Annotated in this window: 15 protein-coding genes and 1 pseudogene; 12 read left to right on the forward strand and 4 right to left on the reverse strand. The window is 64.9% G+C overall.

What is annotated here, in order from left to right; all coding sequences use genetic code 11:
• Positions 1-2: 2 nt before the first annotated feature.
• From arlG to NKH51_RS12470, 6 genes are all read left to right on the forward strand, one after another.
• Positions 3-467, forward strand: a complete 465-nt coding sequence (gene arlG / locus NKH51_RS12445) for an archaellum stator protein ArlG (protein ID WP_254762005.1) — start codon at positions 3-5, stop codon at positions 465-467.
• The gene (arlH, locus tag NKH51_RS12450) at positions 464-1,192 is read left to right on the forward strand and encodes an archaellum protein ArlH (RefSeq protein ID WP_254762006.1); all 729 of its coding nucleotides are present in this window, start codon (positions 464-466) and stop codon (positions 1,190-1,192) included. The genes arlG and arlH overlap by 4 nt, the downstream gene beginning before the upstream one ends.
• A complete protein-coding gene (locus NKH51_RS12455; RefSeq protein WP_254762007.1) occupies positions 1,193-2,872 on the forward strand; it encodes a type II/IV secretion system ATPase subunit in 1,680 nt (559 codons plus the stop codon).
• A 9-nt stretch (positions 2,873-2,881) separates the two neighbouring features.
• A complete protein-coding gene (gene flaJ / locus NKH51_RS12460) occupies positions 2,882-4,609 on the forward strand; it encodes an archaellar assembly protein FlaJ (protein ID WP_254762008.1) in 1,728 nt (575 codons plus the stop codon).
• A gap of 134 nt (positions 4,610-4,743) precedes the next feature.
• Entirely contained in the window at positions 4,744-5,205 is a 462-nt protein-coding gene (locus tag NKH51_RS12465) for a FlaD/FlaE family flagellar protein (RefSeq protein ID WP_254762009.1), read from the forward strand.
• Between the two features lie 336 nt (positions 5,206-5,541).
• Entirely contained in the window at positions 5,542-6,042 is a 501-nt protein-coding gene (locus NKH51_RS12470; protein ID WP_254762010.1) for a helix-turn-helix transcriptional regulator, read from the forward strand.
• Between the two features lie 139 nt (positions 6,043-6,181).
• On the opposite strand, the gene NKH51_RS12475 is transcribed toward NKH51_RS12470, so the two are convergent.
• Together NKH51_RS12475 and NKH51_RS12480 are read right to left on the reverse strand one after the other, a co-directional pair.
• Positions 6,182-6,616, reverse strand: coding sequence for a DUF7112 family protein (locus NKH51_RS12475; RefSeq protein WP_254762011.1), 435 nt, complete (start codon positions 6,614-6,616; stop codon positions 6,182-6,184).
• Positions 6,617-6,645: 29 nt separating this feature from the next.
• On the reverse strand, positions 6,646-7,050 hold the full coding sequence (locus NKH51_RS12480; RefSeq protein ID WP_254762012.1) for a 30S ribosomal protein S6e: 405 nt from the start codon (positions 7,048-7,050) through the stop codon (positions 6,646-6,648).
• Between the two features lie 343 nt (positions 7,051-7,393).
• Here NKH51_RS12480 and NKH51_RS12485 point away from each other — a divergent pair, with 343 nt between their 5' ends.
• From NKH51_RS12485 to NKH51_RS18935, 5 genes and pseudogenes are all read left to right on the forward strand, one after another.
• Positions 7,394-7,672: a WNWW family protein gene (locus NKH51_RS12485; protein ID WP_254762013.1), complete on the forward strand. Its 279-nt coding sequence runs from the start codon at positions 7,394-7,396 to the stop codon at positions 7,670-7,672.
• A gap of 53 nt (positions 7,673-7,725) precedes the next feature.
• On the forward strand, positions 7,726-8,070 hold the full coding sequence (locus NKH51_RS12490; protein ID WP_254762014.1) for a hypothetical protein: 345 nt from the start codon (positions 7,726-7,728) through the stop codon (positions 8,068-8,070).
• Between the two features lie 106 nt (positions 8,071-8,176).
• A complete protein-coding gene (locus NKH51_RS12495) occupies positions 8,177-8,599 on the forward strand; it encodes an SHOCT domain-containing protein (protein WP_254762015.1) in 423 nt (140 codons plus the stop codon).
• 76 nt (positions 8,600-8,675) lie between these two features.
• Entirely contained in the window at positions 8,676-9,914 is a 1,239-nt protein-coding gene (locus tag NKH51_RS12500; RefSeq protein ID WP_254762016.1) for an MBL fold metallo-hydrolase, read from the forward strand.
• A gap of 21 nt (positions 9,915-9,935) precedes the next feature.
• Positions 9,936-10,118, forward strand: a pseudogene (locus NKH51_RS18935) (hypothetical protein); the annotation flags it as partial.
• A gap of 44 nt (positions 10,119-10,162) precedes the next feature.
• On the opposite strand, the gene NKH51_RS12505 reads toward NKH51_RS18935, so the two are convergent.
• Both NKH51_RS12505 and NKH51_RS12510 read right to left on the reverse strand, forming a co-directional pair.
• Positions 10,163-10,549 (reverse strand): MaoC family dehydratase, encoded by a 387-nt coding sequence (locus tag NKH51_RS12505; protein WP_254762017.1) that lies wholly within the window; start codon positions 10,547-10,549, stop codon positions 10,163-10,165.
• Positions 10,550-10,637: 88 nt separating this feature from the next.
• Positions 10,638-11,903, reverse strand: a complete 1,266-nt coding sequence (locus tag NKH51_RS12510) for a zinc ribbon domain-containing protein (protein WP_254762018.1) — start codon at positions 11,901-11,903, stop codon at positions 10,638-10,640.
• 227 nt (positions 11,904-12,130) lie between these two features.
• Here NKH51_RS12510 and NKH51_RS12515 point away from each other — a divergent pair, with 227 nt between their 5' ends.
• Complete coding sequence (locus NKH51_RS12515; RefSeq protein ID WP_254762019.1) at positions 12,131-13,183, forward strand: double zinc ribbon and FHA domain-containing protein; 1,053 nt, start codon at positions 12,131-12,133, stop codon at positions 13,181-13,183.
• Positions 13,184-13,319: the final 136 nt, after the last annotated feature.

Raw genomic sequence — 13,319 nt, forward strand, 5'->3', positions numbered from 1 at the left:
CGATGGCAGGTGACTCCGTCTCGACGCTGATCCTCTTTATCGCCGCGATGCTCGTCGCCGCCGGCGTCGCCGGAACGCTGGTGACCAACGTCAACGAACTCAGCAACTCGGTCGACACCCACAGCGCCGAAGTCACCGAGAAAATCGACACCGACATCGAGATCATCAGCGATCCGGGCAGCGAGGCGGTGTACAATGCCAGCGGGTCGGAAAACGTCACGATCCTCGTGAAAAATACCGGCCAGGAGACGCTGCCAACGGACGGGACGGCAATCGACGTGCTGGTCAACGGCTCGTACGTCTCGAGCGACGGGTTCACCGTGACGGTTCGAGACGGCGGCGGCCCCTGGCGGGACGGGACGGTCGCCGAACTCGAGATCGACCGGTCGCTCGCGACGCCGGGCGAACACCGGGTCGTCGTGACCATCAACGGCGCGGAGGAGGTGTTCGAATTCTACGCACCATGACCGACTACTACTCCATCGGACTGAGCGGGCGGGATCGCGTGAACAACGCCATCGGGGGCGGCATCCCCGAAGGGAGCATCGTCCTCATCGAGGGACAGGACGGCGCGGGCAAGAGCGCGCTCTCCCAGCGGCTCTCCTACGGGATGGCGACCGAGGACGCCTTCGTCACCTACGTCTCGACGGAGCTCGAGTCCTGGGAGTTCGTCCAGCAGATGAACTCGCTGTCCTACGACGTGGTCGACCTCCTGCTGGGCGAACAGCTGTTGTTCCTCCACGCGAACGTCGACACGCACAACGACGGGCGGGAACGCCAGCTGCTGGCGCGACTCGCGAGCGCGGAGACGCTCTGGAAGGCGGACGTGGTCTTCGTCGACACGCTCTCGGCGCTGCTGCGCAACGACCCGAACTACGAGGCGGTGATCGAGGAGGGCGACGAGGATCACGTCATTCAGCGGCTCGTCACGTTCCTGCGCCAGATGACCATGCGGGACAAGGCCGTCGTCCTGACGGTCGACCCGACCAGCGTCAGGGAGGACGCGTTGCGCCCGCTACGGAACGTTGCGGACGTCTACTTCGAGATCGAGACGAACACCGTCGGTCAGGAGATCAGGCGGAAGATCCTGGTCCGGCGGTTCCAGAACATGAAGAATCCGGTCGACGACTCCATCGGCTTCAGCGTTCAACAGGGCCGCGGGGTCTCGATCGTCAGCAGGACGGTGGCATAAATGTCCGACTTCGGCACCGCACGACTCGAGAACGAACTGGATGCACTGGCCGCAGAGTACCCCCATCTCCGAGAGCACCTCGACTGGTTCTACGAGGAGTACGGCGAGTACCCGAAGCTCATCGACGAGCCGTCGGGCGAGTGGGAGTCAGACAGGCCGAACGTCATCTACGAGGCCGAGGCGCCGATCTTCTGTCACGTCCACGGCGATCTGGGGATCGACACCACCTACTACTGCGTCGAGCCGACGCTCGAGGACGAGGACAAGGCGCTGTACGACCGAATTCGACAGCGCATTCTGGACAAGAGCGTCACGCGGCCGGCCCCGGGTGACAACGAGGAGTTCGAAGAGCACTTGGACGAGCTACTGGACGAAGTCGTCGAGATCACGTCGGGGATCACCGGCCAGTCGATCGGCCGGCTCAAGTCCATCGGCGGGAGCAAGGTCTCCCTTTCGAAGAACCAGTTCGACCGGCTGCGCTACCAGCTTCAACGCGACATCGTCGGCCTCGGGCCGCTTGAGCCGGTGATGGTCGACCCGGCCAACGAGGACATCCACGTCATCGGCCCGAAGCAGTGTTACCTCGATCACGGCACCTACGGCATGATCTCGGCGACGGTCGACTTCGGGACTCCCGAGGAGTTCGAACAGTGGCTGCGGAACATGGGCGAGCGGATGAACCACCCGGTCAGCGACTCCGACCCGGTGATCGACGCGACGCTGCCCGACGGCTCGCGTATCAACATCATCTACTCCGACGACGTCTCCGTGCAGGGGCCCTCGCTGACCATTCGCCAGGGCGAGGAGATTCCGCTGTCGGTCTTCCAGATCACGAAGTGGGGAACGATCAGCCCGGAACTGGCGGCCTATCTCTGGCTCTGCCTCGAGAACGAACAGACCGTCTTCGTCGTCGGGGAGACGGCGTCGGGGAAGACGACGACGCTGAACGCCGCGCTCTCGTTCATCCCGCGGGACGCGAAGATCTACACCGCAGAGGACACCGCAGAGGTCATCCCGCCTCACGATACCTGGCAGCAGCTACTCACTCGGGAAGGGTCGGGCGACGAATCGGCTGACGTGGACATGTTCGATCTGGTCGCGGCCGCGCTGCGTTCGCGACCCGACTACATCATCGTGGGCGAGGTCCGCGGGGAGGAGGGCCAGATGGCCTTCCAGGCGGCCCAGACCGGTCACCCCGTCATGCTGACGTTCCACGCCAGCGACATCGTCTCGATGATCCAGCGCTTTACCGGGGCCCCGATCAACGTCCCCGAGACGTTCATGGACAACTGCGACGTGGCGCTGTTCCAGAACCGCGTCAAGCAGGGCGACGACGTCCTCCGGCGGGTCACCTCGGTCCAGGAGATCGAGGGCTACTCCGACTACGAGGGCGGCGTCGTCACCCGACAGGCGTTCAAGTGGGACCCCCGCGACGACGAGGTTTCCTTCACCGGTCGGAACAACTCCTACGTCCTGGAAGAACAGATCGCGACGCTGCTGGGCTACCAGGACACCCGGCTGATCTACGACGAACTCGATCGCCGCGCGGAGATCATCCGCCAGCTCATCGACGCCGACGTGCTGGGCTACCACGAGGTCAACAAGGCGATCGCCGACTTCCAGCGCGACGGCCTCGAGGGGCTGCCCATCCGGATCAGCGGCATCGATCAGTTCGCCTGAGCACAGACCATGTCGACCGACACCCAGTCCGCGCCCGATATGAGCGCTCGAACGGCTCTCGAGTCGCTCAACCGGGCGTACGCGAACATGGAGATGTCCGCGTCGCGGTACCTCCTGTTGATCGTCTTCCCCTCGTTCGTCTTCTTCCTCGGGACTGGCGTGGCGGCGCTCGTCCTCGGGCTCTCCTTGATGCTCGCGCTTCCGGTCGTGCTGTTGGGCGTGCTGGCGATGGTGGTCGCGGTCATCTACCCGAAACTGGCCCAAGACCGCAAACGCAAGCAGGTCCGCCAGCGCTTTCACCTCTTCTTGACTCATATCACCGTCCTCTCGATGACGAACATCAACCGCGTCGAGATCTTCCGCACGCTGGCGGAGGAAGACGAGTACGACGCCTTAGCCGAGGAGATGGGCCACCTCGTCGCGATGGTCGACACCTGGAACCAGAGCTTAGACGACGCCTGTCGACTGCGGGCGAAGCAGACGACGAGTCCGCTCCTGACGGACTTCCTGGAGCGACTGGCGTACACGGTCGGCGGCGGCCAGCAGATCAGCGAGTTCCTGATGGACGAACAGGGGACGATCATCCAGCAGTTCGTCACCCGATACGAGGCGGACCTGGCGAAACTCGACGTGATGAAGGAGCTGTACATGTCGATGATGCTGTCGGTGGCGTTCGTCCTCGTGTTCGCCATCGTGCTCCCGATCCTGATCGGAATCAGCCCGACGCTGCTGATCGCCGGGACGATCGTCATGTTCTCGATCGTTCAGGCGGGGTTCGTCTACGCGATCCACGTCGTCTCGCCGTACGATCCCATCTGGTACATCGAGGAGACCGAAGGGACCGGCCCCTTGACGCGGATTCCGCGGGCGCTCGCGATCGGCGCCGGCTGTAGCCTCCTCCTCGCGGTCGTCATGGTGCTCGCGGTCCTCGGAATCGTCCCAGGGATCGCGAGCCGCGTCCCACTGCCGATCATGGCCGCGCTCCCCGTGACGCCGCTGCTCCTGCCGGGCTGGCGGATGCGCCAGGAAGAACAGAAGGTGAAGGTCCGCGACGGGGAGTTCCCGAGCTTCATCCGCGCGCTCGGTGCCGTCGAGAGCGTCAAGCAGACCTCGACCGGGAGCGTCCTCGAAAGTCTTCGGCGCAAGGACTTCGGGGCATTGACCGACAACGTCGACGCACTCTACAAGCGGCTCAACATGCGGATCGACGATGTCCGCTCCTGGCGACTGTTCGCCGCCGAAACCGGCTCCTATCTCATCCAGAAGTTCGGCGACATGTACGTCGTCGGCCGACAGATGGGCGGCGACCCGCAAGTGCTCGGGCAGGTCATCAGCGAGAACCAAAACGAGGTGCTGAAAGTTCGCGAAAAACGGGAGCAAGCGACGATGACGCTGATCGGCGTCCTCTACGGCATCACCGCGGCGGCCGTCTTCTCGTTTTTCGTCGGCCTCGAGGTCGTCGAGATCATGATGAATATCACGAGCGAAATGAATCTCCAAGAGCAGAGCAACGTCGCCGGCAACCTCCTCAGCACCGAACAGTACGATATTCGGACCATCGAGTACCTGCTCTTGTTGACGATCCTCATCAACGCCGCGCTCTCGGCGGTCATGATCCGGATCACCGACCGCGGCCACATCATCAGCGGGCTGGTCCATTTCGTGTTCATGACCTGGCTCGGGGCCGTGATCGCGGTCGTCACGCAGTACGTGGTCAACGCGGTCATCAGCGTCTGAGAAGGGGCTCCCACCAGTTCGTCGCTGCCGACGGATCGGTCCGGTGGCGACCGCGACTCACGGCTCGTAATGACGTGAATCTTCTTGAGTGTTCGGTGGCTGAAACACCAATAGACCGGCGACGCCGGCCACCCATGTCAGACACACAACCCTACCTCGAGACGCTCGAACGATCGGCCGGGCGAACCGACGCCACCATCCAATGGGCGCGCTTTCTCGGCGAGACCTTCGGCACGACCGGCGCGCTGAACTGCCTGCGCTACTACGAGGACCTGGGCTGGATCAGCCCGCTCGTCCGCGAGCAGATGACCTCGTACCTGCGCGGCCTCTCGCTGGGCGAAATCCACAACAAGCGCTACGACGAACCGACGACCCTCGAGTACCCCCTCGAGTCGCTCAGCGGGACGCTCTTTGGCGCACACGCCCAGAGTCTCGAGTACATCGCGGAGATTCGCGGCGACGACCTCGAAGAACACGTCATGATCGCACGGATGGCCGAACGACGAGTCGAACGACGGATCGACGACGACGAAGACGACGCTGACGAGCCGAACGAGATGGTGAGTATCATCCGCGACGGACCGTCGACACACTGATCATTCATCCGGCAGGAGGCCACAACGCTTATCAGTAATTTCGTGTCCGGGGAGAAAATAGACCATTTAAACACTTAGTTTAGATATTATATTCTTTCCACCCATTTATGAGAGTCGAGTAGGCACATAGTGGACGAGTCCGCAACGAGACAGTTATTATGTCATTCACGTATGCTTAATTTACAACCCCCCAGTACTGTTCATATCCCTGTCTCTTAATATGTGACAGCGTCAGACACTGAGTACTCGTGCGTGGATCAGCTTCGATCGGCCGGCGGCAGTGCGTGGTCGCCAGTCGCGGATCGACCGCGTCACGAACCCCCTAGGTGATCGTCAATGCGTGAGGACACACCCGATACCGAATCCGTACTCGACGAACTGTCGAGGGCGGCGACTGCGGACGCTCAGTCGGAATCGTACGACATCTCGCTCGGAACGGCCGAGGACACGACCAGAGACGTCGAGCGTGAACTCGACGAACTGATGGAGCAGGTAAACAGTGCGCTCCCGACCGAGGAGGTCCAGTTCGACGAGGCCATCATCAAGGAGAACTTAGACGAGATCCTCCTGATGCTCATCGCGCTTCACGAAGAAACCCACGGGAAGGAACTGCTCTCGGACCTGACCCACCTCTTCGGTGCCCAGTTGAGCCCGGGGACCGTCTACCCGAGCCTCCACAACTTGGAGGAAGAGGACGTGCTCTCGATGCACGCCAAAGTCAGAACCAAGGAGTACTCGATCGCCGACGAGGAGTACGTCCGTGCGACCGTCGAGCGAACGATGGTCCAGCACCTCGCCTTCGGCCTGCTGCTGTACGCCTTCCTCCCGCGGCTCTGAGGCCGCACTCATTTCGACTTTATTTTCGATCCGAGAGCGACCGCGATGCCGGGTTCACCGTAGATTCAGCCCACGCAGCAAGCGCTGTTTACGGCGAATCCGACGCTCGATCGTCGACGACCGACCACGGTAGACCGGCTCAGTCCTCGAGGTCCTTCGCGATCTCGCTCAGGCTATCGCTGGGCGGCTCACGGGCGTCGTAGAAGGCCGTCTCGCCGGGCGCGCGAAGTCCGTAGAGGAACTCGGGTTCGACGACGTCGATCAGGACCGAGCCGCCCGCGGGCACGTCGGCCTCGTCGGTCCACTCGCGGAGTCGATCCGTCGCGCCGCTGGGGTCACGCGCCTGGTCTGGCGTCTCGTAGACGCCCGGCACCGCGAGCTCGTCGCCCGTCAGCGCCCGCTCGACCCGCGCGAACAGTTCCTCGCCCTCGAGGACGACCCGGACGACCTCGTCGGTCGTGAACGCGTCGCGGTCCTCGGCCGGTACCTCGAGTTTGACGCCGGTCGCCGTCTCCGTACACGTCGACCGAACCGTCTGCACCGAGGGATGGTCGCTCGCAATTCTGTCAGCCATGGGAAAACGAATGGGTGAGTCGGCGTCGCTTACTCCTCGTCGCCGTCGCCGCCCTCGCCGAGCAGCTCGTCGACATCCGCGCTGCCGCGGTCGACGATCGAGGCGTTGATCTGTGCGACCGCGTCGGAGACCTCGCGGCCTCGCACCGTGATCCGGCGGCGCTCGCCGTCACGCGAGGGCTTGTACCCGGTCTGGCGCTCTTTCATCAGCACTTCCTTCAGGTTCGAGCCGGCGACCTCGCCGTTGAGCGGGCGCCCGGCGTCGTCGGAGCCGCCGGTGATCTCGAGCGTGTAGCCGTCGAGTCCGACCGAACCGCCGTCGACTTCCTCGCCGATCGACTTGCCGATGAATCGGTTCGCGTCCTGCTCCTCTGCTTCGAGCTGGTAGGACGACCCCGAATCCGGGTCGCCGACAACGACAGTGAAACTTGCCATGCCCGACGGAAGACGGCGGTCGCTCAAAAGATCATCGATCGATCTTTTACACTGCGGCCTATGGCGCTGACGGCAGCGTAGCTGCCGTACAGCGCGATGTCCCTCGGTAAAAGGTCGATCAAAAGCACTCCTCCCTCCCCGCCACTCCGTTTCGGGTCGGTCGTCGGCCCGCTCGTTCGCGCCTCCGGCGCTCACTCGCGGAGAGTATCGGTGAACGGCCTGCCCTCCCCCGGGTTGGACAGCTCTCGCGGTGCTCGAGCCGTCCGCCCGGCCGATGAAAGCGGCGACGCGTCACATCCAACTCGCTCGAACAGTCAAGTACGTCGCTCCCGTACGTCCGCACGTGTTCATCGATCCCGGGCGACTCGAGATACGCCTGCGAGACGAGTTCGGCGGGACGACGGGTCAGTCCCGCGTCGTCGTGCGTCAAGCCGTCGATCTGGCGGATTCCGGCCAGTACGAGGACGACGCGGGGACGACGCTGACGAACGACCTCGTCATCGGCGAGCTGTCGGACGCCCCCGAGGGGAACCCGCCGGAGCGGTGGAACTGGTGGATCGGCTCGCTCGAGGTCGCATACGGCGGCTACGGCCGGTTTGGAATCAGGGCGTATCGGAAATGACCGATCGATTCGGAGGGCAACACCGAATAGGGTCCGCGACGAAGGTGGTGGCGATGAGACAGCTGTCGCGACCGGTCTGGCCGGCCTACCTGCTGTCGGTACTCGTCGCTGGCCTCGGCCACTGTTACCTCGGGCGGTGGAAACGCGGCGGGATCTGGTTCGGCTGTTACGGCCTCGCGATCGCGTTTCTAAGCGCGCGATCGCTGGCGGGTGCGTTCGCACCGGGCGAACCGTTCGTCGTGTCGGCACTGCAGGTCGAGTCGGTGAGCTACACCGACGTAGCCGTGCCCCTCGCGATCCTGCTCGTCTGCCTGCTCGACGTCTACCTCATCGGGCTGACCGAGCGGACGGCCGCCCGAACGACCGGGACCGAAGACCTCAGTTCGAACAGCACCTGAGCGGCCGTCGCGTCACGAGCGGTCACCAGAGAAGACGGTCACGAGCGCCTGAAAGCCCGCTTTCGACCCACGCTACGCTTTTGTATCCGTCCGACGAACGACGCCTATGGGACGCCTCAGTTTCGTCCTGTTGCGAGCGGTCGGCGCGCTCCTCCTGACACTCGTCGTGTTGAGCGTTGTCGCGACGATCGTCAGCATCGCGCTGTCCGTGATCGCCGCCGTCCTCTCGCTCGTCGTGACGCTCACCGTTCTGGGCGTATTCACGCTGGCGCTCGTCGGAGCCGTCTCGCTGCTCCGTCGCGGCTCGAGCGCCGGTAGCGAGACGAACGACCGACCGCAGTCGGAGCCACGCGGGGATGCCGAAGCGCGACTCCGCTCGCAATACGTCGCCGGTGAACTCGACGATGTGGAGTTCGAACGGGAACTCGAGCGCGTCCTCGGCCCCGACGAGCGGACCGGCCGAGATCGAGCGAGCCGGCCGTTCGGCCGGGAACGCGGCACCGAACACCGTCGCCACCGGAGCCGGTAGCGCCGCGCACCGACCTCGCGAGCGGGGTCGCCGGAAATCAACGGAGGCAAACCGCCCGAGTTCCAAGCGGATCGCAATGGAGGTCGAGTTTCTGGGCGGAGCGGGCGAGATCGGTCGGAGCGCGATCTGTATCGACGACGAGCTCTTGCTCGATTTCGGCATGGATTCCGGAAACCCGCCCGCGTTTCCCGTCGGCAATGTCGACCCCGAGGCCGTCGTCGTCAGTCACGGCCACCTCGATCACGTCGGCTCGATCCCGTCGCTGCTGTCGGGCGACGCGCGGCCGTCGATCCACTGGACGCGACCGACCTACGACCTCACGATGGTGCTTGCCCGCGACACGCTGAAACTCCACGGCGGGAGCTACGACTGCCCGTTCACCGAGGCGGAACTCGCTCGCGTCGCGGAAGTCTCGACGACCCACGGCTACCGCGAGCCCTTCGAGGCCGCCGGCTACGAGGTTACCTTCTTCGACGCCGGCCACGTCCCCGGCAGCGCCCACGTTCTCGTGGACGACGGCGACACCCGACTACTCTACACTGGGGACTTTCACACCGAAGAACAGCGGCTGCTCGCCGGTACGACGGCGCGGCCCGAGGCCGACGCCGTCATCTGCGAGAGCACGTACTCGGATGTGACGCGCCCGCCGCGCGAGGAAATCGAACGCGAGTTCGCCGAGAGTCTCCGGACCACGATCTGGGAGGGCGGCACCGTTGTCGTCCCCGCCTTCGGGATCGGCCGCACGCAGGAAGTGCTGTGCATCTGTGAGGAGCACGACCTCGAGTGCTACGTCGACGGGATGGGCAAACGCGTCACGGAGCTCTTCTTGCGGGAGGGAAACCGCGACTACCTGCGCGACCCCGACTTGCTGCGCCGAGCGAAGGGCAACGCCCGTTTCGTCGACGGCCGTGACGGCCAGCGCAAGCGCATCGCCGAGCAAAACACCGTGATCGTCACCACAAGCGGAATGCTCCACGGCGGCCCCGCGATGACGTACGTGCCCGCGATCCGCTCGCATCCGACGAACAAGATCGCCATGACCGGCTACCAGGTCGAGGGCACGCCCGGACGGGACCTGCTCGAGACCGGCAGCGCCGAGATCGACGGCCGGATGCTGCCCGTCAGCGCACAGGTCGAGCAGTACGACTTTTCCGCACACGCGGATCGAGACGGGCTGCGTTCGTTCCTCGCGGCCTACGACGACGAGCGGATACTCGTCAATCACGGCGATCGCTGCCCGGCGTTCGCGGCGGAATTACAAGAGGACGGATACGACGCCGCCGCGCCCGAACTGGGGGAGCGACTCGTCGTCTGACCGCCCGCCGGATCGCCCGCACCCCGCCGCGCGATCAGCGACCAGTGGACGTTCGAACTCGTCGAGGAGTTCTCGAACGAGTTCTTGGAGGAAGTCGACGCCTTCGAGGCGAGCGTCAGGGAGGAGATGGCCGACGGCGTTGATTACGTGACCGAGCGCCGGCAGAAGCGCCGGCTTCGCGAGCGCGCCGAAAACGACGATTGATCGGTCGGAAGCGCTCGAGCGCTCCGGTACCAGTGGCGAGCGCGCTACTCGTCTTTCCAGATGATCCCGTCGGTCGACGAGGTCAACACGGTCTCTCCGTCCCCGTTCTCGCAGACGACGTCCGACGTGAACTCGTAGCGGTCGTCACGCTCGACGACCGTGTCGAACGTCGATCGGCACGTGATCGGTTCGCCGGTGTAGACCGGCCGATGGAAGTTGAACTCCATCGTACTGGCCAGCACTTCGTTATCGCTTCCCAGCTTCGTCGGCAGCGTCGCGGTCAGCAACCCTTGTACCATCACTCGGCCGTCCTCGTCCGGCTCGGTGTGCCGGGCTTGGTCGTCGCCGGAGAGTTCCGCGAACCGCCGTACGTCTTCGACCGTGAACGTTCGCTCGAACGTTCTCGTCTCGCCTTCGATTGGCTGCGTCATCGGATTCGATCTCGAGAATGCAGGTCGGCGTACAACAAGATAGCGGTGGAGGGAGGACGCGTGGTCGCCGGCCGGGTGTCGCGATCGCTCAGAGCTCGCCGCCGCAGAACGGACAGAAGTTGTAGACCCCGTCGGAGGGGATCTCTTTCTCGCAGTCGGGACACCGATCGACGGGCGTTTCGTCGGCGCCGTACTGATCGAAGTCGGCGGTGAAGATCTGCGTATCGGAGCCGGTCCCGGTGTCGTCGGTGCTCGAGTCAGCGACGGCACCGGCGGTCTCGGCGGCCCCAGCGGTCCCCGCGGCGTCGTCGTTCCCCTCGCTCGGAGATCCGTCGTCTCGCGCCGTCGCGTCCGAATCGTCCGCGCTTCGATCGTCGGTAGCCGACGACGCCGCGGTGCTGTCGTCAGCGGAGGCTCCCGCGTCGCCGTCGCGGTCGTCACTCGAGCGACTGCGACGCGTAGCCCCCGATCCCGGGCTGGACGGGACGACCGCGTTCGACGGGTTGCGAGGTGTCTGCCGGGCCGTGCCGCGAGATGAGCGGCCGGACTCCGACGACGCGCGGCCGCTCGCCGCGCCGGCGGGCCGTCGGCCGGACGACTCCGTTCGGTTCCGAAGCCGGTGAGCGAGCCGCGACAGCCGGGGTCGCGGAAGCGACCAGTTGGGCCGCTCCCACCGCGACTGCGTCCCGAGAAGGGCTTCAACGCCGTAGAGCGCCGTGACGAGCAGCGGAACGGCAATCACGGCGGTTCGGACGATCTGGGACTCCGGTCCGGCAACGACCGTCTCGAGCGTCCGGCCGATCGGCCGATCGGGGCCGAGCGTTGCGTTGGCGAGCGCGACGAGCGCGACGACGGCGGGGAGCCCCGTGAGGGAGCCGACCACTAGACTCGTTCGGCCGCGATCCTCGCGAAGCGAGACGAGCGCGATCGTTCGGTACGCGAACGCGTGTGCGGCGACCGCAACGAGAAGAAAGAGCGGCGACGACAGCCGTAGCGCGCCGGTGTCCCAGACGGCGTACCCGATCGGACAGACGATACCGACGGCGGGAACGAGCAACAGGGGCAGCGGACTGACCACGTCGAAGCGATCGTCGACGTAGCGACGATAGCCGGCGACGAGGGACCCGGCACCGACCACGAGTACCAGTAGCGTTCCGAACGCGAGGACGGCCGTCCCGAGTTCCGCGACCGCGTCACCGCCACCCGCAGCCGTGACCGCCGTCCGGAAGGCGGCGAAGCCGACATCGGCGAGCACCAGAGTGAGCACCGTCGCCAGCACCGCGACGGGAACCGCGACCAGCTCCAAAAGCGCGAGCGTTGCGTGGTCGGTGCCAGATCCGTTCGGGAGGCGCATGATATCCAGACATATTGTGTTTGACGTAAATAAGTAGTGTTCGGTGCTATCGGGATCGCAGATCGCTCCCGAACGGGCTCAAGCCCTCGTCAGATATACCACTCTTCTGAACGATAGGGCGGAATCTACCCAGCAGCGTCCGTGAAGCGGGCCGCGACGGATCAATAAGAATACGCCAGTTCTGGCATACTTTTTTCTATTATGACTGAGAAAGTGCGCTGAATACCATGGCAGAACAAACCGAATTCAGCTGCGTCTCGTGTGAAACGACGTTCGATCCGGTACCGAACGGCGGCTTCTGTCCGGACTGTGATACGCCACATCCGGACTACGAAGCGCCGGCCGACGACGCCGACGAGGAACCCGAGACCGAGGACGACGTCGCCGACGACGGCGACGACTCGGCCGAGTTAGAATACGACGAGGACGAAAGCGAAGACGAGGCCGACGACGAGCCCGTCGTCGAGGACGCCGAAGACGAGGCGGCAGACGAACCCGCCGACGAAGACGACGACACAACCGATGACGAGGCAGACGCGTCGGAACCCGAGGCCGACGAAGATGAGGCCAACGAAGACGAGGCCAACGAAGACGAGACCGACGAACCGGCGACGGTCGAGTGCCAGTCCTGTGAGTCGTCGGTCGACGCGTCGGCGTCGTTCTGCCCGAACTGCGGCGAGGAACTCGCCGAAGAGGCCGACGACGAGCCGGTCGAACTCGAGGCCTGCCCGGACTGTGGCAACTCGGTCGACGACGAGTCGTTCTGTCCGAACTGCGGCACGGATCTGGACGCGATCCGCGAGGCCGGCGGCGTCGACGACGATGCGGCGGCGGCTGAAGAGGAGGACGAGACGGCTGCCGACGACGGGGCGGAAGACGAGAGCGACGCGGCCGACGACGACGCGAGCGAAGACGAAGCGGCGGAAGACGACGGGGCGGAAGACGACGGGGCGGAAGACGACGCCGACGACGTTCCGACGGAAGTCACCCTCGAGATCGACGGCGAATCGTACACGTTCGGCGACGGCGACGTGTTCGGCCGGCGGGACGAGGAGTGGCTCGCCGACCTCGTCGCGGCCAGCGGCGGCCGGGAAGAGGCCCGCTACCTCTCGAGTGACCACCTCGAGTTCTCGGCCGAGGACGACGGCGTCTACGTGACCGACGTGAGTACGAACGGGACGGCGCTCAACGGGTCTGCCATGGACGGCTCCACCGAGAAACTCGAGGACGGCGACACGCTGACGCTCGCCGATCGCGCGGAGATCGACGTGACGCTGTAACGTCGGCGACGCGAGCCGCGTGCCTAGAGCGCGTAGTCGCAGCAATTCAGCCCGCCGGATTCGTCGGTCGGGCACGATGAGGCGCCGGTTTTTCCCGCTTCGCTGGATCGGATGGAATTCTTGTCAGGACCGAGTA

Origin of the sequence: Natrinema marinum (assembly GCF_024296685.1) — an archaeon.
Classification (GTDB): domain Archaea; phylum Halobacteriota; class Halobacteria; order Halobacteriales; family Natrialbaceae; genus Natrinema; species Natrinema marinum.

Excerpts from the sequence above, each read along its gene's own strand:
- NKH51_RS12455 (WP_254762007.1), top strand. The coding sequence starts at position 1,193 with ATGTCCGACTTCGGCACCGCACGACTCGAGAACGAACTGGATGCACTG.
- NKH51_RS12500 (WP_254762016.1), top strand. The coding sequence starts at position 8,676 with ATGGAGGTCGAGTTTCTGGGCGGAGCGGGCGAGATCGGTCGGAGCGCG.
- flaJ (WP_254762008.1), top strand. The coding sequence starts at position 2,882 with ATGTCGACCGACACCCAGTCCGCGCCCGATATGAGCGCTCGAACGGCT.
- NKH51_RS12475 (WP_254762011.1), bottom strand. The coding sequence starts at position 6,616 with ATGGCTGACAGAATTGCGAGCGACCATCCCTCGGTGCAGACGGTTCGG.
- NKH51_RS12515 (WP_254762019.1), top strand. The coding sequence starts at position 12,131 with ATGGCAGAACAAACCGAATTCAGCTGCGTCTCGTGTGAAACGACGTTC.
- arlH (WP_254762006.1), top strand. The coding sequence starts at position 464 with ATGACCGACTACTACTCCATCGGACTGAGCGGGCGGGATCGCGTGAAC.
- NKH51_RS12465 (WP_254762009.1), top strand. The coding sequence starts at position 4,744 with ATGTCAGACACACAACCCTACCTCGAGACGCTCGAACGATCGGCCGGG.
- arlG (WP_254762005.1), top strand. The coding sequence starts at position 3 with ATGGCAGGTGACTCCGTCTCGACGCTGATCCTCTTTATCGCCGCGATG.
- NKH51_RS12470 (WP_254762010.1), top strand. The coding sequence starts at position 5,542 with ATGCGTGAGGACACACCCGATACCGAATCCGTACTCGACGAACTGTCG.
- NKH51_RS12510 (WP_254762018.1), bottom strand. The coding sequence starts at position 11,903 with ATGCGCCTCCCGAACGGATCTGGCACCGACCACGCAACGCTCGCGCTT.
- NKH51_RS12490 (WP_254762014.1), top strand. The coding sequence starts at position 7,726 with ATGAGACAGCTGTCGCGACCGGTCTGGCCGGCCTACCTGCTGTCGGTA.
- NKH51_RS12505 (WP_254762017.1), bottom strand. The coding sequence starts at position 10,549 with ATGACGCAGCCAATCGAAGGCGAGACGAGAACGTTCGAGCGAACGTTC.
- NKH51_RS12480 (WP_254762012.1), bottom strand. The coding sequence starts at position 7,050 with ATGGCAAGTTTCACTGTCGTTGTCGGCGACCCGGATTCGGGGTCGTCC.
- NKH51_RS12495 (WP_254762015.1), top strand. The coding sequence starts at position 8,177 with ATGGGACGCCTCAGTTTCGTCCTGTTGCGAGCGGTCGGCGCGCTCCTC.